The organism is Kitasatospora sp. NPDC051164, assembly GCF_044455625.1.
In the GTDB taxonomy this organism is placed as follows: Bacteria; Actinomycetota; Actinomycetes; order Streptomycetales; family Streptomycetaceae; genus Kitasatospora.
Window position 1 is genome coordinate 407,466 of the sequence record NZ_JBITFB010000003.1, and the last position, 18,519, is coordinate 425,984.

The 18,519-nt window shown below is 72.4% G+C and carries 16 protein-coding genes; 10 read left to right on the forward strand and 6 right to left on the reverse strand.

Annotated features, from left to right (window positions below):
* Nucleotides 1-47 precede the first annotated feature (47 nt).
* The 3 genes from ACIBEC_RS06790 to ACIBEC_RS06800 all read left to right on the forward strand — a co-directional run bounded on the left by ACIBEC_RS06790 (nt 48) and on the right by ACIBEC_RS06800 (nt 2,388).
* Nucleotides 48-1,715 carry a fumarate hydratase gene (locus ACIBEC_RS06790; RefSeq protein WP_360506547.1) on the forward strand — a complete coding sequence of 556 codons (1,668 nt, stop codon included), beginning with the start codon at nt 48-50 and terminating at the stop codon, nt 1,713-1,715.
* A 143-nt stretch (nt 1,716-1,858) separates the two neighbouring features.
* Nucleotides 1,859-2,131 (forward strand): type II toxin-antitoxin system prevent-host-death family antitoxin, encoded by a 273-nt coding sequence (locus ACIBEC_RS06795; protein WP_360506544.1) that lies wholly within the window; start codon nt 1,859-1,861, stop codon nt 2,129-2,131.
* Nucleotides 2,128-2,388 carry a Txe/YoeB family addiction module toxin gene (locus ACIBEC_RS06800; RefSeq protein WP_360506541.1) on the forward strand — a complete coding sequence of 87 codons (261 nt, stop codon included), beginning with the start codon at nt 2,128-2,130 and terminating at the stop codon, nt 2,386-2,388. Before ACIBEC_RS06795 ends, ACIBEC_RS06800 begins: the two co-directional genes overlap by 4 nt.
* Before the next feature lie 21 nt (nt 2,389-2,409).
* Here ACIBEC_RS06800 and ACIBEC_RS06805 read toward each other — a convergent pair whose 3' ends face one another.
* Nucleotides 2,410-3,168 carry a GntR family transcriptional regulator gene (locus tag ACIBEC_RS06805; RefSeq protein ID WP_360506538.1) on the reverse strand — a complete coding sequence of 253 codons (759 nt, stop codon included), beginning with the start codon at nt 3,166-3,168 and terminating at the stop codon, nt 2,410-2,412.
* A 137-nt stretch (nt 3,169-3,305) separates the two neighbouring features.
* Here ACIBEC_RS06805 and ACIBEC_RS06810 point away from each other — a divergent pair, with 137 nt between their 5' ends.
* Nucleotides 3,306-3,506 carry a hypothetical protein gene (locus tag ACIBEC_RS06810; protein ID WP_360506536.1) on the forward strand — a complete coding sequence of 67 codons (201 nt, stop codon included), beginning with the start codon at nt 3,306-3,308 and terminating at the stop codon, nt 3,504-3,506.
* Between the two features lie 255 nt (nt 3,507-3,761).
* On the opposite strand, the gene ACIBEC_RS06815 is transcribed toward ACIBEC_RS06810, so the two are convergent.
* Nucleotides 3,762-4,046 carry a hypothetical protein gene (locus tag ACIBEC_RS06815; RefSeq protein WP_360506533.1) on the reverse strand — a complete coding sequence of 95 codons (285 nt, stop codon included), beginning with the start codon at nt 4,044-4,046 and terminating at the stop codon, nt 3,762-3,764.
* Between the two features lie 214 nt (nt 4,047-4,260).
* On the opposite strand from ACIBEC_RS06815, the gene ACIBEC_RS06820 reads away from it, so the two are divergent.
* The 3 genes from ACIBEC_RS06820 (at nt 4,261) to ACIBEC_RS06830 (ending at nt 10,368) form a co-directional block, all read left to right on the forward strand.
* On the forward strand, nt 4,261-7,221 hold the full coding sequence (locus ACIBEC_RS06820) for a BTAD domain-containing putative transcriptional regulator (protein WP_360506531.1): 2,961 nt from the start codon (nt 4,261-4,263) through the stop codon (nt 7,219-7,221).
* Between the two features lie 575 nt (nt 7,222-7,796).
* Nucleotides 7,797-8,468: a methyltransferase domain-containing protein gene (locus ACIBEC_RS06825; protein ID WP_360506577.1), complete on the forward strand. Its 672-nt coding sequence runs from the start codon at nt 7,797-7,799 to the stop codon at nt 8,466-8,468.
* 55 nt (nt 8,469-8,523) lie between these two features.
* Nucleotides 8,524-10,368 carry an ATP-binding SpoIIE family protein phosphatase gene (locus ACIBEC_RS06830; protein ID WP_360506528.1) on the forward strand — a complete coding sequence of 615 codons (1,845 nt, stop codon included), beginning with the start codon at nt 8,524-8,526 and terminating at the stop codon, nt 10,366-10,368.
* An 18-nt stretch (nt 10,369-10,386) separates the two neighbouring features.
* On the opposite strand, the gene ACIBEC_RS06835 is transcribed toward ACIBEC_RS06830, so the two are convergent.
* Complete coding sequence (locus tag ACIBEC_RS06835; RefSeq protein WP_360506525.1) at nt 10,387-12,582, reverse strand: MMPL family transporter; 2,196 nt, start codon at nt 12,580-12,582, stop codon at nt 10,387-10,389.
* 137 nt (nt 12,583-12,719) lie between these two features.
* Here ACIBEC_RS06835 and ACIBEC_RS06840 point away from each other — a divergent pair, with 137 nt between their 5' ends.
* Entirely contained in the window at nt 12,720-13,340 is a 621-nt protein-coding gene (locus ACIBEC_RS06840; RefSeq protein ID WP_360506523.1) for a TetR family transcriptional regulator, read from the forward strand.
* On the opposite strand, the gene ACIBEC_RS06845 is transcribed toward ACIBEC_RS06840, so the two are convergent.
* Nucleotides 13,337-14,287, reverse strand: a complete 951-nt coding sequence (locus ACIBEC_RS06845; RefSeq protein WP_360506520.1) for a LysR substrate-binding domain-containing protein — start codon at nt 14,285-14,287, stop codon at nt 13,337-13,339. The genes ACIBEC_RS06840 and ACIBEC_RS06845 overlap by 4 nt on opposite strands.
* Before the next feature lie 191 nt (nt 14,288-14,478).
* On the opposite strand from ACIBEC_RS06845, the gene ACIBEC_RS06850 reads away from it, so the two are divergent.
* Entirely contained in the window at nt 14,479-15,030 is a 552-nt protein-coding gene (locus ACIBEC_RS06850) for a peroxiredoxin (protein ID WP_360506517.1), read from the forward strand.
* Nucleotides 15,031-15,033: 3 nt separating this feature from the next.
* On the forward strand, nt 15,034-15,576 hold the full coding sequence (locus ACIBEC_RS06855) for an alkyl hydroperoxide reductase (protein WP_360506514.1): 543 nt from the start codon (nt 15,034-15,036) through the stop codon (nt 15,574-15,576).
* Nucleotides 15,577-15,665: 89 nt separating this feature from the next.
* Here ACIBEC_RS06855 and ACIBEC_RS06860 read toward each other — a convergent pair whose 3' ends face one another.
* Nucleotides 15,666-17,183 carry an AI-2E family transporter gene (locus tag ACIBEC_RS06860; RefSeq protein WP_360506511.1) on the reverse strand — a complete coding sequence of 506 codons (1,518 nt, stop codon included), beginning with the start codon at nt 17,181-17,183 and terminating at the stop codon, nt 15,666-15,668.
* A gap of 516 nt (nt 17,184-17,699) precedes the next feature.
* Nucleotides 17,700-18,458 (reverse strand): transglycosylase SLT domain-containing protein, encoded by a 759-nt coding sequence (locus ACIBEC_RS06865; RefSeq protein ID WP_360506508.1) that lies wholly within the window; start codon nt 18,456-18,458, stop codon nt 17,700-17,702.
* Between the last annotated feature and the right edge of the window lie 61 nt (nt 18,459-18,519).

Below are 18,519 nucleotides of genomic sequence, written 5' to 3' on the forward strand. Positions count from 1 at the left end.
TGCTTCGCCGACGCAGCCGGATCACTGGATAGCTAAGGACCGCCCCGATGGCTCCCACGCCAGACTTCGAGTACAGCGACCTGCTCCCCCTGGGCGCTGACCCGACCCCGTACCGCAAGCTCACCTCCGAAGGTGTCTCCACCTTCGAGGCGGGCGGTCGCACCTTCCTCCAGGTCGAGCCCGAGGCCCTGCGGCTGCTCACGGCCGAGGCGATGCACGACATCTCGCACTACCTGCGCCCGGCCCACCTCGCCCAGCTGCGCCGCATCCTGGACGACCCGGAGGCCAGCCCCAACGACCGCTTCGTCGCGCTCGACCTGCTGAAGAACGTCAACATCTCGGCCGGCGGCATCCTCCCGATGTGCCAGGACACCGGCACCGCGATCGTCATGGGCAAGCGCGGCCAGAACGTGCTCACCCCGGGCAGCGACGAGTCCGCCATCGCGCGCGGCGTGTACGACGCGTACACCAAGCTCAACCTGCGCTACTCCCAGATGGCCCCGGTGACCATGTGGGACGAGAAGAACACCGGCAACAACCTGCCGGCCCAGATCGAGCTGTACGCCACCGACGGCGACGCGTACAAGTTCCTCTTCATGGCCAAGGGCGGCGGCTCCGCCAACAAGTCGTACCTGTACCAGGAGACCAAGGCCATCCTGAACGAGGCGAGCATGCTCTCGTTCCTGGAGCAGAAGATCCGCTCCCTCGGCACCGCGGCCTGCCCGCCGTACCACCTGGCCATCGTGATCGGCGGCACCAGCGCCGAGTTCGCGCTGAAGACCGCCAAGTACGCCTCGGCACACTACCTCGACAACCTGCCGACCTCCGGAGACGCCAAGACCGGCCACGGCTTCCGCGACCTGGAGCTGGAGCAGAAGGTCACCGAGCTGACCCAGAAGATCGGCATCGGCGCCCAGTTCGGCGGCAAGTACTTCTGCCACGACGTGCGCGTGGTGCGCCTGCCCCGCCACGGCGCCTCGCTGCCGGTCGCCATGGCCGTCTCCTGCTCCGCCGACCGCCAGGCGCTGGGCAAGATCACCGCCGAGGGCGTCTTCCTGGAGCAGCTGGAGACCGACCCGGCGAAGTACCTGCCGGACACCACCGACGAGCACCTCGACGACGACGTGGTGCGCGTCGACCTCGACCAGCCGATGTCCGCGATCCGCGCCGAGCTCTCCAAGTACCCGGTGAAGACCCGCCTCTCGCTCACCGGCACCCTGGTCGTCGCCCGCGACATCGCCCACGCCAAGATCAAGGAGCGCCTGGACGCCGGCGAGGGCATGCCCAAGTACCTGCAGGACCACCCGGTCTACTACGCGGGCCCGGCCAAGACCCCCGAGGGCTACGCCTCCGGCTCCTTCGGCCCGACCACGGCCGGCCGGATGGACTCCTACGTCGACCAGTTCCAGGCGGCCGGCGGCTCCATGGTCATGCTCGCCAAGGGCAACCGCAGCAAGCAGGTCACCGACGCCTGCGCCCAGCACGGCGGCTTCTACCTCGGCTCCATCGGCGGCCCCGCGGCCCGCCTCGCCCAGGACTGCATCAAGAAGGTCGAGGTGCTGGAGTACGCCGAGCTCGGCATGGAGGCCGTCTGGCGCATCGAGGTCGAGGACTTCCCCGCGTTCATCGTGGTGGACGACAAGGGCAACGACTTCTTCCGCGAGACCACCGAGGGCCCGCTGATCACCAACCTCCGCGTCCGCTCCAAGGAGTAGCCGCACCCGGTTCCACCCACCGCCCCGGTCGCACCACCGCGACCGGGGCGGTTTTCGTGTGGCTGTCGCATGGCACCCGGTACTGATAACTCGTACCATTGCGGTACGGATATTCTGTACCTCGATGGAGGGAAGGCGTTCCAGTGGCGATCAGCGCAAGCGAGGCGCGCACCCAGCTCTTTCCGTTGATCAAGAAGGTCAACGATGACCACGCCCCCATAAGGATCACCTCCAAGGGCGGCGACGCGGTCCTGATGTCCGCCGAGGACTACGACTCCTGGCAGGAGACGATCTACCTTCTGCGCTCCCCCGCCAACGCCCAGCGGCTCATGGAAGCCGTCGCACGCGACAAGGCCGGCCACCCCGGCGTCGCCAGGACCATGGCGGAACTGGAAGCGCTGGCGGGTGAGGTGTGAGGGGCGTCCACTTCGACCCGGACGCCTGGGAGGACTTCCTGTTCCGGCTCGGATCGAACCGGAAGATGGCTCAGCGAATCACCCGCCTGATCGGCGAGATCCAGCGCGACCCGTTCGGGGGGATCGGGAAGCCCGAGCCGCTGAAGGGCGATCTGGCCGGCTACTGGTCGCGCCGGATCGACGACGAGCACAGGCTGGTGTACCGCGCCGACGAGAAGGAAGTGAAGATCCTCAAGGCTCGCTACCACTACGGGTGACAGGCACCGACCGGCCCGGCCTCAGGCGTCGAAGTCGTATTCCAGGACGTAGGAGGCGGCGTCCAGGATCATCTCGTTGAGTTCGACGACCTGGCCCTCGTCGGCGAAGGCGGTGCGGCAGATCAGGATCACCGGGGTGCCGGCGGACAGCTCCAGGCGGGTGGCCTCCTCCCCGCTGGGCATCCGGGAGCGGACCTCCTCGCGAAAGTGCACGGGCTTGGCGCCGATCTCGGCCAGCCGGGCGTAGGTGCCGCCCGGGCCGGTGTCCTCGCGGGTGATGGGGGTACCGGCGACCAGGACGGCGGGCAGGTAGGAGGTGGAGAGCAGCACCGGCTTGCCGTCCAGGACGAAGCGGCGGTGCCGTACGCACATCGGGGCGCCCGGGTCCACCCCGAGCACCCGGGCCACGTGTTCGGGCGCGCCCTGCTCGGCAACGGACACCTGGTCGACCACCAGGGACCGGTTGTCGATGTCCGCCGACCATATCGACCGGCCGGACCCCCACTGCCCCTGCGCCAGCCGCTGGATGCCGCGCCGGCGCAGCGGCCGGAAGTCCCGGACGAACACCCCGGCGCCGCGGCGCGCCTCGGCGATGCCCTCGCTCTGCAGCACGCCCAGCGCCTGGCGGGCGGTCATCCGGGCCACGCCGTACTCGTCCATGAGGTCGTTCTCGCCGGGCAGGCGGTCGCCGGCGCGGTAGAGGCCGGTGTCGATGGCCGCCTTCAGCGCTTCGGCGATCCGCTGGTACTTGGGCTGCTTGTCGCCTCTGCTGCCGGTCATCACCGCTCCCTCTGCCTCGGACAAATCGTAGGCGCGCCCGCGGCCGCTAGTAAGGAGATACGACCGTTGACATCTCTAGAGATATTAGCTTCTCTAGAGATGCCGGCCAGTCGCCTTCCGGAGCGAGGAGCACAGCGGTGAGCATCCGACAGCGCAACGCCTCGGCCTACCGACCGAACGCGGGTGAACTCGTCCTCGACCGGAGGACCGGACGCACCGGCATCTACATGGACACCATCGGCGGCGAGCACTACCTGCGCCCCGAGGGCGGCGGCCGCGAATGGACCGCCGAACCGAACCACGTCTCGCCCGTTCCCGGACCCCGCGATTCCGCCTGAATGAGTTCGGCCTCGATAATTCCGGCGAAATCCGTGCGAACGGCTACATTCCGGACCCTGCTATCCCCCCGGTGAATCCGGAATTCCGGAACGCCCCGCGCACGCCGCCGGGCACGTTACGGATAACGCCGGTCACCATGTGTGCACCGGGGGCGGGAATCCGCCACCGGCGCACCAGCACACGAACTGGCGTGCACATAACCGACAGCGCCCCCGCGCCCGGACGGGGGCACGGGGGCACTCGGCCGGAAGGGCTTACGGGTGGCCGCCGACCACGTTCTCCGGAACACGCTTCTTGCCCGGCGCGCCAGTGTCCGGCGCGGTGGGCTCCACCACGTACTCGGCCTCGTCACCGAACGCGCCGTTCTCGAAGTCGGCCTTCTGCGCGTCGGTCGGCCCGGTGTACTCGGTGGGGTTCGAGGCCGCGGCCACCGCGCCCTCGACAGCCTTGCCCGCTTCCACAGCGGCAGCCGGGGCCTCGGTCTTCGCCGCGGTCTCGGGCGCCGACGCCGCCGGGGTCTCGCTCTGGTCGTTGGCCATGGGGCGGCCGCCTTTCGGTCATCAAATGTGATCGGCCCGACCTCCGTGGCGCGGGCGCGCGGACAGTATCGTAGGGTTGATTAAATGTCCGATAAACATCGTGTGGCTTGCGCCGCCGTCCGGCAGAGTCGGGCCTCCGCCTAAGCTGAAGCACCGCGGCGGACCGCCGAGCGCCCTTTCACGGAATCGACACCACAGGCCATCGGGGGACTTCATGGAGTTTCGGGAGACGCCGCAGACCTCTGCGCTGCGCTTCCAAGTCCTCGGTCCGGTCCAGGCCTGGCTCGACGGCAAGCCTCTCTCCCTCGGCTCCCCCCAGCAACAGGCCGTTCTGACCACCCTTCTACTGCACTCCGGACGCCCGGTCACCACGCAGGGCCTGGTCGACGCGCTCTGGGGCGAGCGGCCCCCCACCCAGGCGGTGGCCGCGCTCCGCACCTACGTCTCCCGCCTGCGCTCCGTCATCGAGCCCCGGCGCGAGGTGCGCCGACCCGCCGAGCTGCTGGTCTCGGTCGCCGACGGCTACGCGCTGCGTATCCCGGGCGAGTCCCTCGACCTGGCGGTCTTCGAACGGCTCTCCGCCGAGGCCGCGGCCGCCCGGTCCGCCGGCGACCAGCACGAGGCGCACCGGCTGCTGGTCCAGGCGCTGGACCTGTTCAGCGGCCGTCCGCTCACCGGCATCCCCGGCCCCTACGCCGACGCCCAGCGGCTGCGGCTCGCCGAGCGCCAGGTGGCCGCCGCCGAGGAGCTGTGCGCCGCTGCCCTCGACGTCGGCCTGCACGCCGAGATCGTCGGCGAGCTCAACAGCCTGACGGCCGAGCACCCGCTGCGCGAACGCCTGCGCGAGCTGCTGATGCTGGCCCTGTACCGCTGCGGACGTCAGGCCGAGGCGCTCGGCGTCTACACCGACACCCGCAAGCTCCTGATCGAGGAGCTCGGAGTCGAACCCGGCACCGGCCTGTCCGCGATGCACAATCGCATCCTCGCCGCCGACCCGGCGCTCGCCCTCCCGGCCGCGGCTGCCCTCGCCGCCCGCGAGGACGGCCCGGCCGCACCCCCGGCACCGGCCCAACTCCCGGCCGACGTCTCGGACTTCAGCGGACGCTCGGAACTGGTGGGCGACCTCTCGACGGTCCTGATGAACGCCACCGGCCAGGCCGTGGTGGTCACCTCGCTGGCCGGTATCGGCGGCGTCGGGAAGACCACGCTGGCGGTGCACGTCGCCCACCGCGTCCGCGCCGAGTTCCCGGACGGTCAGCTGTACGTCGACCTGCGCGGAGCCGGTGCCTCCCCGGCCGACCCGGTGGTCGTCCTGGGCGACTTCCTGCACGCGCTCGGCGTCACCGAGAACCCGGACTCGCTCGAACAGCGCGCCGCCCTGTACCGCTCGCTGCTCGCCAACCGGCGGATGCTCATCCTGCTCGACAACGCGCGCGACGCCGAACAGATCCAGCCCCTCATCCCCGGCGTCTCCGGCTGCGCCGTGCTCGCCACCAGCCGGTCCCGGCTGGCCGGCATCCCCGGCGCGCAGCTGTTCGACGTCGAGGAGCTGACCCCGGCCGAGGCGTTGGCGCTGTTCTCGGCCATCGTCGGCGAGCAACGGGTCGCCGCCGAGCCGGAAGCCGCCATGAAGGTGGTCAGCGCCTGCGGCTTCCTGCCGCTGGCCGTCCGCATCGCCGCCGCCCGGCTGGCCAGCCGCCCGCGCTGGAGCGTCTCCGACCTGGCCAGTCGGTTAGCCGACCAGCGACGCCGGTTGGACGAACTCCAACTCGGCAACCTCGCCGTGGAGACCACCATCGGCCTCGGCTACGGACAGCTGTCCGTGGACGAGGCCCGCGCCTTTCGGCTCCTCGCCCTGATCGACTCACCCGACATCCCCCTGGCGGCCGCCGCGGCGTTGCTCGGCGTGGACGAGTACACCGCCGAGGACCTCGCCGAGGCGCTGGTCGAGGCGAACATGCTGGAGTGCTTCACCCCCGGCCGCTACCGCTACCACGACCTGCTCCGGCTATACGCCCAGCGGCAGAACGAACGGATCGGGGACACCGGGGAGCAGGAGCGGGCGGTGCTGCGGCTGCTCGACCTGCTGATCCCGACCGTACGCAACGCGGCCCTGGTCATCGAGCCTGACGACGCACTGCCCGAACTGCTGACCGCCCCCTCCTCGCCGGGGCTCGACCTGCCGACGAGTCAAGCCGCCCAGGACTGGCTCGGCACCGAAGGGGCCCTGCTGCTCAGCGCCGTCGAGGCCGCCGCGAGCGGTCCCGGTGCCCTGCAGCGTGCCGCCGTCGACCTGTTGAACTACCTGTTCAGCATCGACCCGGACCCGACCCGTGGCCCGCGCGCGGTCCGGGTCCTGGAGGCCATCGGCGAGGACGCGCAGCGCCGTGGCGACTCGGCCGGCATCGCCCGGGTGTACTTCGCCCTCGGCACCCTGCAGTCCGTCACCAGTGATTTCCAGGGCTCCGAGCAGTCCTTCCGCCGGAGCCTGGACCACCAGGCGCCGAACGAGCCGACCGTCCTGCTCCTGGCCACGGCCAACATGCTGGGCGTGATCCTGAGCGTGGGCAATCGCCCGGCCGAGGCCCTGCCCTTCCTGGAGCAGGCCCGGGCCACCAGCCAGGCCGTCGGCGCACCGAAGGCCGAAGCGCGGATCGTCAGCAACATGGCCCGGGTGCAGCACCGGCTCGGCATGACCGAGACGGCGATCAAGTCCGCCGGCGACGGTGTCGCCGCCGCTCGGGCGTCGAAGAACGGCCCGCTGCTCGCCCAGACCCTCTACCAGCTCGGCGTGGTGCTCTCCACCGCCGAAGCCATCCCCCACCTGCGCGAGGCCCACCGGCTCTACCAGTCCCAGCGCAATCCCCTCTGGGAGGGCTACACCCTGGCCCGGCTCGCCTCGGCCCTGCTCGCCTCCGCGCAGCACACCGAGGCCGCCGAGGCGGCCGGCGAATCGCTCGCGATCGGGCAGGCGATGGACTCCGCCTTCTGCCAGGGGCTGGCCAACGCCGCGCTGGGCGAGGCGTTGCTGGCCCTGGCCCAACCCGCGCGCGGGCTCGCGTGCCTCCAGGAGGCACATGTGATCTTCACGCGGCTCGGTGTGCCCGAGGCCTCCCCCGTGGCGGACCTCATCGCCCGACAGCACACCGAGCCCTTCTCTCCCTCCGCGCCGTAAGGCCTCCGTTCCCCCACGGAGAACCTCCCCCGTTCCGCGCGTCGGCGCTCCCGCAGCCCCCCGGCTGCGGGAGCGCCCTCAACGCTTCCCCGGCGCTGGACTCCAGTGTGCGCCGGACCGATTGACGTTCGATAAACGCCCGATTGTCGGCCTGCGGTCCGGAGAAACCACAGGTCAGCGCGGCCACCCCGGCGCGTCATGCGGCGTGCGGGGCCCCGCGCACCACCCCGGCCCGCACCGTCGTGCTTCCGCAAGCCCGGCCGCATCGACCCAAGTATGACGAGTTGGCCGGAAAGGGACCCCACGGCGCAGTGATCACGCATATTCTCAGATGCCAGTACGCACACGGGTGTCCGCCGGAAGCACACCGGGGTGCAGTCCGTCTGCGTGCTGCGGGGAGCGTGACACACCGCCACCGGCAGCGGCCCGCGAGGCCGCCGAGGAGCCGACCGGAGGCCACGGGTGGAAGGGTGCCTCTCAACGTGACGACCGGACAGATATCCGACGCGTTCCCCGTCGGCGAGGACGCGGGGGGCGACGAGCCCGAGGTACGGCGACGGCGCGCGGCCCGGGCCCTGCAGGCAGTCGCCTTCGACACCATCGGCGCGGGGTACGGCGAGGCCTTCCCCGCGAAGGACGGGCAGCTGGCCTGCGGCCGGCGGCTGCTCGCCGGGCTCGAACCCGGTGCCCGGGTGCTGGACGTGGGTTGCGGCACCGGCGAGCCGACCGTCCGCCAGCTGACCGGGGCCGGACTGCGGGTGACCGCCGTGGACCTCTCCGACGTGATGCTCACCCTGGCCCGGCAGGCGGCGTTCCCCGGCGCATTCCCACCGGTGTTCCATCGGATCGACCTGTACGATCTGGCCACCGAGCGCGCCGACCGGGTCTGGAACGCGCCCGCACTCGGCCCGGACGGCCACGGCACCTTCGCCGCCGTCACCGCGTTCTTCTCCCTGATCCTGCTGCCGCAGGACGAGATCCCGACCGTGCTCCGGCGGCTGCGCGAACTCCTGCGGCCGGGCGGACTGCTGGCGCTCGGTATGGTCGAGGCGGACCTGGATCACGTTCCGCTTCCGTTCCTTGGCAGAGAGCTGCGGATCAGTGGGTATCTGAGGGAGGATCTGGAACGGGTTCTGGTCGCGGCCGGCTTCGCCGTCGAGGAGTGCTCGGGGCATCCGTACGCGCCGGCCAGTACCTCGCTGCCGCCGGAGGAACAGCTGTTCCTGTGCTGTCGACGCGTCGGCTGATCGACCGACCGGCCCAGCACACCCACCGACCACACCGAATCCAGGACAGGCAGCCGTGCGCGACCAGCTCAAGACCGAGGCGGAGCAGCCGCCCGCCGTCCCGGGCCAGCGCCGCCAGGTCCCGGTCCGGGGGCAGGCCCCGGCGAAGCCGCCGTCCGCGCGGCCGGAGCGCGCCGACGTGGCGGACCGCCTCGCGTACCTCGATTCGGCGACCCGGCGGATCAACACCGCCCTCGACCTGGCCGCGACGCTGCGCAACATCGGCCGGGTACTGGTCCCGACGCTGGCCGACGCCGCCGTGGTCCACCTGCGCGACCCGCTGCCCAACGTCGAGCGCGAACCCGGTTTCCCGGAGGAGCTGCGGATCCACCACAGCACCGGCACCCGGATCGGCCGCCGCGGCCGCCCGGGCGGCTTCGACGACCGGCGCCGCTCCCGCTACGGCGCCCGCTCGACCGCCGACAGCGGCCCGGCCACCCCGGTGACCCGCGGCGGGGCGCTCGCGCACGCCCTGCTGAGCCGCCGTCCCGCCGAAGTGGCCGTCCTCGGCACGCCCGGCGCCGAGCGCACCGAGGTGCTGCTGCGCGAGCTGTACGGCACCCGCGGGGTGGCCCGGCTGGCCGCGGGCACCTCCGTCCTCGCCCTGCCGCTGCGCGGCCGCAAGGCCGTCCTCGGGCTGCTGGTGCTGATCCGCCGTCCTCCTGAACGCACCGGCCGCCCAGCCTTCGACGCCGCGGACACGGCGACCGCGACGCACCTCGCCACCCAGGCCGGGCTGGCCGTGGACACCGCCCTGCGGTACGCCCGCGAGTGGGAGATAGCCAACGAACTCCAGCGCAGCATGCTGCCGTTGCGCCTGCCGCAGCCGCACGGCGTCCGGCTCGCCCAGCGCTACCTGCCCGGCGAGCGCGGCGCGCAGGTCGGCGGCGACTGGTACGACGCCGTCCCGCTGCCCGGCAACCGGGTCGCCCTGATCGTCGGCGACGTGATGGGCCACTCGCTCACCTCGGCCGCCATCATGGGCCAACTGCGCACCAGTGCCCAGACCTTGGCCGCCCTCGACCTGCCGCCGCACGAGGTGCTCTACCACCTGGACGAGCAGGCCCAGCGGCTCGGCCGCGAACAGCACCTGGCCACCTGCGTGTACGCGGTCTACGACCCGATCGCCAACCGGGTGGTGCTGGCCAACGCCGGACACGTCCCGCCGGTGCTGGTCCGCCCGGACGGGACCGCCGAGCTGGTGGAGCTGGACTCCGGGGCGCCGATCGGGGTCGGCGGGGTGGACTTCAACTCGGTCGAACTGCCCGCGCCGCCCGGCTCGGCCCTGCTGCTGTTCACCGACGGCCTGGTGGAGACCCGCAGCCGCCCGATCAGCGACGGCCTCGAGGTGCTGCGTGCCCGGATCGCCGCCGCCCGCTGGCAGTCCCCCGAGCAGCTGTGCCAGGAGGCGCTGCGGATCCTGCCGCCCGGCGACCGCGGCGACGACATCGCCCTGCTCGGCGCCTGCTTCGACGGCATCCCAGCCGGGGACGTCGCGCACTGGTACCTGCAGCCGCGCAACGAGACGCCGGGCCGGGCCCGCCGGCTGGTCGCGCACACCCTGCGCCGCTGGGGGCTGGACGAGCTCAGCGAGGCGACCGAGCTGATGGTCAGCGAGCTGGTGACCAACGCCGTCCAGCACGCGACCCGGCCGGTCACCCTGAGCCTGGTGCGCACCACCCGGCTGCGCTGCGAGGTCGGCGACGACAGCCCGCTGCTGCCGCGCCCCCGCCGTGCCGGGCCGGACGACGAACGCGGGCGCGGCCTGCAGATAGTGGCCCGGTGCGCGGACCGCTGGGGCGCGACCCGGCTGGGCACCGGCAAGGTGGTCTGGTTCGAGCAGCGGCTGCCGCAGCCGTAGGCGCCCCGAACCGGGGTGTCAGACCCCGGCCGGCTCCTTCCCCGGCTCCTTCGCCGACTGCTCCGCCAGCCGCGCGATCAGCTGCTCGCCCTCCATGTCCACCTTCGGCACGACCTTCTCCAGCGGCTTCGGGAACCACCAGGCGGCCTTGCCGAACAGCGCCATCGCGGCCGGCACCAGCGCCATCCGCACCACGAAGGCGTCCACCAGGACGCCCACCGCGAGGGCGAAGCCGATCGGCTGGACGATCGGGTCGTGGCCGAAGACGAAGGCGCCGAACACCGAGATCATGATCAGCGCGGCCGCCGTCACCACTCGGGCGCCGCCCTTGACCCCGCCCACGACCGCCTCGCGCGGCGCCGTGCCGTGGACGTGCTGCTCCTTCATCCCGGAGACCAGGAACAGCTCGTAGTCCATCGCCAGCCCGAACAGCACCCCGATCAGCAGGATCGGCACGAAGCTGACCACCGGACCGACCTTCGGCACGTCGATCAGGCCGTCCAGCCAGCCCCACTGGTAGACCGCGACCACCGCGCCGAGCGAGGCCCCGATGCTGAGCAGGAAGCCCAGCACCGCCTTGAGCGGCACGAGCACCGAGCGGAAGGCCAGGGCGAGCAGCACCAGCGCGATGCCGACGATCACCGCGACGAACGGTGGCAGGGCCTGGCCGAGTTTGGCGGAGACGTCGATGTTGGCGGCGGTGGTGCCGGTGACGGCGATGTCCGCGCCGGTGGCGACCTTCAACTCGGCGCGCTGGTCGCGGATCTCGTTGACCAGCGCCCTGGTGTCCTCGTGGTCCGGGCCGGTCCGCGGGATGACGGGCACCAGGGCGGTCCGGCCGCTCCGGTCGACCTGTGGCGGCAGCAGCGTCTGAACGCCCTTCAGGGTCTGCAGCCTGCCCGCCACCTCCTGCACCGCCTGCTCGGGCCGCGGCGCCCCGTTGGCGTCCACGACCACCACGAGCGGCGCGTTGAAGCCCGGCCCGAAGCCGCCGCTGACCAGGTCGTACGCCGTGCGGGCGTCCGTCCCGACGGCTTGCGAGCCGCCGCCCGGCAGGCCGAGGTTCAGGCTCGCCGCGGGCACCGCCATGACGCCCAGCCCGGCCAAGCCGACGAGCAGGACGGGCAGCGGGCGGCGGACCACGAAGCGGGCCCAGCGCTCGCCCATGGTGGTCCTGCCGGTGGTGCGCAGGGCCCGCTTCCAGACGGGCAGCCGGTCGATGGCGCGGCCGACGAAGCCCAGCACGGCGGGCAGCAGCGTGATCGCGACCAGGACGGCCACCACGACGGCCCCGGAGGCGGCCAGGCCCATCACGGTGAGGAACGGGACGCCCGCGACGGCGAGTCCGGCGAGCGCGACGACCACGGTCAGGCCGGCGAAGACGACGGCGCTGCCGGCGGTCGCGGTGGCACGGGCGGCGGCCTCCTCCGGCTCCAGCCCCTCGTCCAGGTGGCGGCGGTGGCGGAACAGGATGAACAGCGCGTAGTCGATGCCGACCGCGAGGCCGACCATCAGGGCGAGCACCGGCGCGGTGGTGATGATCCGGAACGAGCCGGTGAGCGCCAGCAGTCCGGCCATCGCCACGCCGACGCCGACCAGCGCGGTCAGCAGCGGCAGCCCGGCCGCGACCAGCGTGCCCAGGGTGATCACCAGCACCGCCCCGGCGACCACCAGGCCGATCGACTCGGAGCCGCCTTCGATCTGGGCGAACCTGTTGTACGCGTCGCCGCCGAAGGCCACCTCCAGCCCGGCGGCGCGGGCCGGTTCGGCGGCGGCCTTGACCGCGTCGCGCTGCCGGTCGGTGACGTCGGCGAGCTTGCGGTCGAAGGAGACCAGGGCGATCGCGACCCGCCGGTCCGGCGAGACGGCGCCCGTGGCGTACGGGTCGGGCACCGCGGCCACGCCGGGGACGTGGGCGATCCGGCCGACGGCCGCGCCGATCGCCTCAGCCGCCTCGGGCGTGGTGGCGCCGCCGGGTGCCGGGGCGGCGAAGACGACCTGGGCGGAGCCGTGGCCCTGCGCCGGGAAGGTGTCCTTGATCCGGTCCAGGGTGCTCTGCGCCTCGGTGCCGGGCACCGTGAACTCGTCGCTGGTCTTGCCGGCGAAGGCGCCGGCGGCCCCGCCGATCGCGATCAGGACGGCGATCCAGACGGCCAGGACGGCGCGCCGGCGCCGGAAGCAGAAGCGGCCCAGTCGGTACAGGTACGTGGCCATGGGCGGTCCCTCGGGTCGGTCAGGGCAGGTCGCGTTCCACCGTACGCGCAAGTTTGTCGCGTGACAAAGTCGACCGACAGGAGCGAGTGACAGGATTGCTCGACACAGTTGCTCGACCGTGGCGATACCCTGGCCCAATGGCTCATGTCCCCGCCTCCGAACGCCGCCCGCAGCTGGTCCAGGCCGCCATCGACCTGATGGCCCGGGAGGGGATCGCCGCCGGCAGCACCCGGGCGATCGCGGCCGAGCTGGGCGTGGCACAGGCGACGGTGCACTACACCTTCGGCACCAAGAAGGACCTCTACCGGGCCGTCATCGAGCAGCTGACCGCCGAGTTCATCGGCTCCGTCCGCGCCGCCTCCCCGGGCGACGGCCCCTTCGGCGAGCAGGTCGGGGCACTGGTCCACGCCCTGTGGGAGAGCTCCACCGGCGAGGACGGGCGCTGCATGCTGCTGAGCGAGTTCGCGGCGCTGGCGATGCGCGACCCCGACCTGCAGGAGATCATGCGGGCCCTGCAGTACGAGACCGAGGGCACCGCGGTCGAGATGATCACCGCGCTCGCCGAGGCACACGGCCTGCGGCTCCCCGTGCCCGCCGAGGAGATCGCCGTCCACTTCCTGACCGGCTTCCACGGCCTGACCGACCGTTACCTGTCGCTGCGCGCCCCCGGCGAGCAGCCCGGCCCGGACACCCTGCGGGCGCTGGACCTGCTGGTGGCCACCACGGTCGGGCTCTGCCTGGGCACGCCCGCCCGCTAGGAGACGATCCGGACCGGCAGTTCGGCCAGCACCTCGCGCAGCGCGGCCGCGAAGCGCCCGTACTCGGCGCCGCGGGCCGAGCCCGGGCGGACGGCCAGCCCGATCCGGCGGCCGGGCGCCGGGGCGGCGAAGCGGACGGCGGCCAGCCGGTCGGCGCGACCGGCCTCGACGTCCAGCGCGGTGGCGGGCAGCAGGGTCACCCCGAGGCCGCCGGCGACGAGCTGGACCAGGGTGGACAGACCGGCCGCGCGGGTGGTCGAGCCCGCCGGGTCGGCGCCGACCTCACGGCAGATGTCCAGCGCCTGGTCGCGCAGACAGTGACCCTCCTCCAGCAGCAGCACGTCCAGGTCGAGCAGGACGTCGCGGGGGACGTCGATCCGCCCGGCGAGCGGGTGGCCGGGCGGGGTGATCAGGACGAAGTCCTCGTCGAACAGCGGGATGTCCAGGGTCGGCGAGGTGCCGCCGGCCGGCAGCGCGAGCAGCAGGACGTCCAGGCGCCCGGCGGCCAGGCCCTCCAGCAGCGACGGGGTGCGTTCCTCGTGGACGTGCAGTTCCAGCTCGGGGAAGCGGTCGCGGACCAGCCGCAGCACGATGGGCAGCAGGTAGGGCGCGACGGTCGGGATGACGCCCAGGTGCAGCGGCCCGGTGAACGGGCGGCGGGCGGCCTCGACCTCCTCGGTGAGGACCTGCAGCGAGGCGAGCACCCGGCGGGCGTGCTGGTGCACGCGTTCCCCCAGCGGGGTGATAATCACCCTGCGTGTCGTACGCTCGACCAACTGCGCGCCCAGCGACTCCTCCAGCGCCGCGACCGCCCCGGACAGCGCCGGCTGGCTGGTCCCGGTCGCGGCGGCGGCCTCCCGGAAGTGCCGGTGCTCGGCCACCGCGACGAAGGCCCGCAGCTGGGCGATGGTCGGGCTGCGGGGACTGCGGGCCGTGGCGCTCGTCACAGTCGGGTCGGCCTTGGCGGCGGCGCCCCGCCGGGAGCCCGGCCGCGACGTGGGGGATTCGGTACTGATAACAATCTCCGATCAGACACATCCAGTGTAGCTATTTCCCCGATCAGTCCACGATGTGGAATTGTGATGGGTGTCCGGAATCCGGACAAAGCTCCCCTCATCTCACTTCAGGAGAAGCGAACGTGCTCACGATCGGTGACAAGTTCCCCGAGTTCGACCTCAAGGCCTGTGTCGACCTGGACGCCGCGAACGCCTTCGCTGACATCAACCACAAGTCCTACGAGGGCAAGTGGAAGGTCGTCTTCTTCTGGCCGATGGACTTCACCTTCGTCTGTCCGACCGAGATCGCCGCGTTCGGCAAGCTGAACGAGGAGTTCGCCGACCGCGACGCCCAGATCCTCGGCGTCTCCGGCGACTCCGAGTTCGTGCACCACGCCTGGCGCAAGGACCACAAGGACCTGCGCGACCTGCCCTTCCCGATGCTGGCCGACGTCAAGCACGACCTGATGCGCGACTGCGGCGTCGAGGGCGAGGACGGCACCGCCCAGCGCGCCGTCTTCATCGTCGACCCGAACAACGAGATCCAGTTCGTCATGGTGACCGCCGGTTCCGTCGGCCGTAACCCCAAGGAGGTCCTGCGGGTGCTGGACGCCCTGCAGACCGACGAGCTGTGCCCGTGCAACTGGACCAAGGGCGAGGACACCCTCGACGCCCAGGCCCTGCTGGCGGGCTGATCCATGGCCCTCGACGACCTGAAGGCCGCCCTCCCGGACTACGCCAAGGACCTCAAGCTCAACCTGGGCTCGGTCATCGGCAACTCCGACCTCCCCGCCCAGCAGCTCTGGGGCACCGTGCTGTCCTGCGCGATGGCCACCCGCAGCCCCGGTCTGCTGCGCGCGCTGGAGCCCGAGGCCAAGGCCAACCTCTCCCCCGAGGCGTACACCGCCGCCAAGGGCGCGGCCGCGATCATGGGGATGAACAACGTCTACTACCGGACGCTGCACCTGCTCTCCGACAAGGAGTACAGCACGATGCGGGCCGGTCTGCGGATGAACATCATCGGCACCCCGGGCGTCGAGAAGGTCGACTTCGAGCTCTGGTGCTTCGCCGTCTCGGCCATCAACGGCTGCGGCCAGTGCCTCGACTCGCACGAGGCCGTCCTGCGCAAGGCCGGCGTCGAGCGTGAGGTCGTCCAGGCCTCGATGAAGATCGCCGCCGTCCTGCAGGCCGTGGCCGGCGTCCTCGACTCCGAGGCCGCCCTCGCCGCCGTCACCGCCTGACCCACCCGGCACCCCGCGCGGGCCCCTCCCGGACACCACGTCCGCGAGGGGCCCGCCGCCGTTTCCGGCCCTCCGGCGCCGAGGCGCGCTCAGTCCGTGGCGGGCCGGGCCGGCTGGGCGGGTGGGGCCGGCTGGGCGGCGGCGGTGTGCTGGGCGGCTTCGCGGGCGGCGGCGGCTTCGCGGGCGGCTTCGAGGGCGGTGAAGACGGCCTGGCCGGCCTCGTTGCGGCGGCGCAAGTGGGTGATCACGGTGTTGGTGACGGCGATCAGCGGGACGGCGACGACCGCGCCGCCGATGCCACCGATGATGCCGCCCGCCGCGACGCCGAGGACCACGCCCAGCGGGTGCACCCGGACCGCCCGGCCGAGGATCAGCGGCTGCAGGATGTGGCTCTCCACCTGCATCACCGCGATCAGCACCACCAGCACCATCAGCGCCGTCCACGGCCCCTGGGTGACCAGGGCGATCAGCACCGCGACAGTGCCGGTGACCAGCGCGCCGACCAGCGGGACGAAGGCGCCCAGGAAGATGATCACGGCCAGCGGCGTGGCCAGCGGCACGCCCAGCAGTTCGATGCCGGTGCCGATGCAGACCGCATCGATGAAGGCCACGCAGACGGTGCCGCGCACGTAGGCGGTGAGCGTCGCCCAGGCCTTCGGGCCGGCGCCGGCCATCGCGAAGCGGGAGTGCCGGGGCAGCCCGCGCAGCGCCCAGTTCCAGATCCGCTCGCCGTCGTAGAGAAGGAAGAAAGTGGTGAAGAAGGTCATCAGCAGCGCGGTCAGCACCTCGACGGCGATCTGCGCGCCGGTGATCGAGGCCGAGGTGAGCTGATCGGTGTTGGTGGTGATCGCCTTGGTGATCTGGTCGGCGAAGTCCTTGATCTGCTGCTGGGTCAGGTGCAGCGGCCCGGTGATCAGCCAGTCCCGGAGCTGGTTGACGCCGTCTTTGACCTGGGCGGTGACGTCCGGCAGGTTGGTACTCACCTGCCAGACCACGAACCAGCCGACCAGCCCGATCCCGGCCAGACCGCTCAGGAACACCCCGCCCGCCGCCAGCGAGCGCGGCGCCCCGCGCCGGCGCAGCCAGGACACCGAGGGCTCCAGCAGCGCGGCGATCAGTAGCGAGGCGAGCACCGAGAAGGCGACCAGCCGCAGCATGTCGACCACGTAGAAGACGACGTAGAGCGCGGCGCCGAGCAGCAGCAGCCGCCAGGTCGACTCGGCGGCCACCCGCAGCCCCCACGGCACCGCCTCGGCGGGGGTGGCGGGCCGGCCGGGGTGGTACTCGCGGCCGAGGCCCGCGTGCGCGGCGGGTGCGGCCGGGGCCGGGGTGGCGGGCGCGGGGGCCGCGGCGACCGCGGTGCCCGTCGGCACCGCCGGCGGCGGGGCGGGATCGGTCCGGGGCACCGGCACCGGGCCGGGCGCCTCGACGACGGCGGGCCCGTGCCCTTCGGTGAGTGCAGGTCCCTCGGCGAGCGCGGGGACGGCGAGTTCATGCGGGTCCGCCGCCATCGCGGCGCGCCGGCGCCGTTCGATCACGGCGGCCGCGCTCGCCACCACGGCCATGCCCTTGGCCACGGCCTTGAAGGCCTTTCCGCCCCGCGCCATCCTCGCTACCACCGATCCCCTGCCCGGTCCGCCGTGCCCGGCGGTACGCCGCGGTCCTGCCGCGGCCGTCAAGGGATGACGCTACCCGGCGAGGGTGCGGCGAGTCCGGCCGCCGGTGGGTTCGACTCGAACACCTCACCCCGAGAACATGGACAAATCGCCCTGTTCCAGGTGGTTTCGGACTCATTTCGCTGGGGAGGAGTCGGGACAAGACCCGACGAGACCCGGAGGCCACACCCCCGGAGGGCACCCGACAGCCAACCGCCGGCGGACCGGCCGGTGCGGGAAGCAACCAGGACCCCTTCCCGCGCCCCGCGTCCGCACCCAGAGCCGCACCGCCCGAGAGCGCACTGGTCAGCGCAGCCCGGGCGGCGCGGTTCGCCTTTTCCCGGCCCGGCCGAACGTCGACGCCCCCCGGAACCGGCGCCGCGAAAAGCGACGGCCCCCGGTCGCCCGCCCGGGAAGGGCGAGCGGCCGGGGGCCGTACGGAGTGCGCCGCCGGAGCGGCTGCCGCTCCTAGTACCAGTTGTGGGCCTGCCAGAACGACCAGGCGCCGCAGGGACTGCCGTAGCGGCTGTTCATGTAGCTGAGGCCCCACTTGATCTGGGTGGCCGGGTTGGTGCGCCAGTCGGCACCGGCCGAGGCCATCTTGGTGCCGGGCAGCGCCTGGACCAGGCCGTACGCACCGGAGCTCTTGTTGGTCGCGGTGTAGTCCCAGCCGCTCTCGCGCTTCACGATCTGGCTGAAGCACTGGAACTGGGCGTCGTCGCCGACGATCTGCCGGGCCACGTCCTGGACCGAGCCGGGGCTGACCGAAACCGGGGGGGGCGTGCTGTCGTCGACGGCGGTCATCGCCGACCGGGCCTTCGACCGGTTCGCGGCCTCGGCGGCCTTGCGCTGGTCGTCGGCGGCCTTGGCGGCCTTGTCCGCGTCGGCCTTGGCCTGGGCGTCGGCCTTTGCCTGGGCGTCCGCGGCGGCCTGCTGGCGCGCGGCCTCCTCGGCGGCCTTCTGCTCCGCGGCGACCTTGGCAGCCGCGTCGGCGGAGGCCTGCTGGGCGGATGCCTGCTGGCCGATGTTGTCACTGATGGTCTGCGCCTGGGCGCCAGAGGGGACTTCGGCAAGCAGGGTCGCACCGGCGACGTCGACCGTCTGCATGGTCTTGCCCTCGCTGCCCGAGGCCATGCCCACGACGGCACCGACAGCGGTGACGGCGGTGGCGGAGGCCACAGCAACTCCCCGGACCGAGATCCGAGTCACATGGATTCCTTCCAGCATCGCCCACGCGTGACCGTGCGGACGCAACATGCCCCTTGGCACGGACCTCCGCACGGTGCTC

Excerpts from the sequence above, each read along its gene's own strand:
- ACIBEC_RS06820 (WP_360506531.1), top strand. The coding sequence starts at position 4,261 with ATGGAGTTTCGGGAGACGCCGCAGACCTCTGCGCTGCGCTTCCAAGTC.
- ACIBEC_RS06815 (WP_360506533.1), bottom strand. The coding sequence starts at position 4,046 with ATGGCCAACGACCAGAGCGAGACCCCGGCGGCGTCGGCGCCCGAGACC.
- ACIBEC_RS06835 (WP_360506525.1), bottom strand. The coding sequence starts at position 12,582 with ATGGCCACGTACCTGTACCGACTGGGCCGCTTCTGCTTCCGGCGCCGG.
- ACIBEC_RS06860 (WP_360506511.1), bottom strand. The coding sequence starts at position 17,183 with ATGGCGCGGGGCGGAAAGGCCTTCAAGGCCGTGGCCAAGGGCATGGCC.
- ACIBEC_RS06840 (WP_360506523.1), top strand. The coding sequence starts at position 12,720 with ATGGCTCATGTCCCCGCCTCCGAACGCCGCCCGCAGCTGGTCCAGGCC.
- ACIBEC_RS06865 (WP_360506508.1), bottom strand. The coding sequence starts at position 18,458 with ATGCTGGAAGGAATCCATGTGACTCGGATCTCGGTCCGGGGAGTTGCT.
- ACIBEC_RS06790 (WP_360506547.1), top strand. The coding sequence starts at position 48 with ATGGCTCCCACGCCAGACTTCGAGTACAGCGACCTGCTCCCCCTGGGC.
- ACIBEC_RS06855 (WP_360506514.1), top strand. The coding sequence starts at position 15,034 with ATGGCCCTCGACGACCTGAAGGCCGCCCTCCCGGACTACGCCAAGGAC.
- ACIBEC_RS06805 (WP_360506538.1), bottom strand. The coding sequence starts at position 3,168 with ATGACCGGCAGCAGAGGCGACAAGCAGCCCAAGTACCAGCGGATCGCC.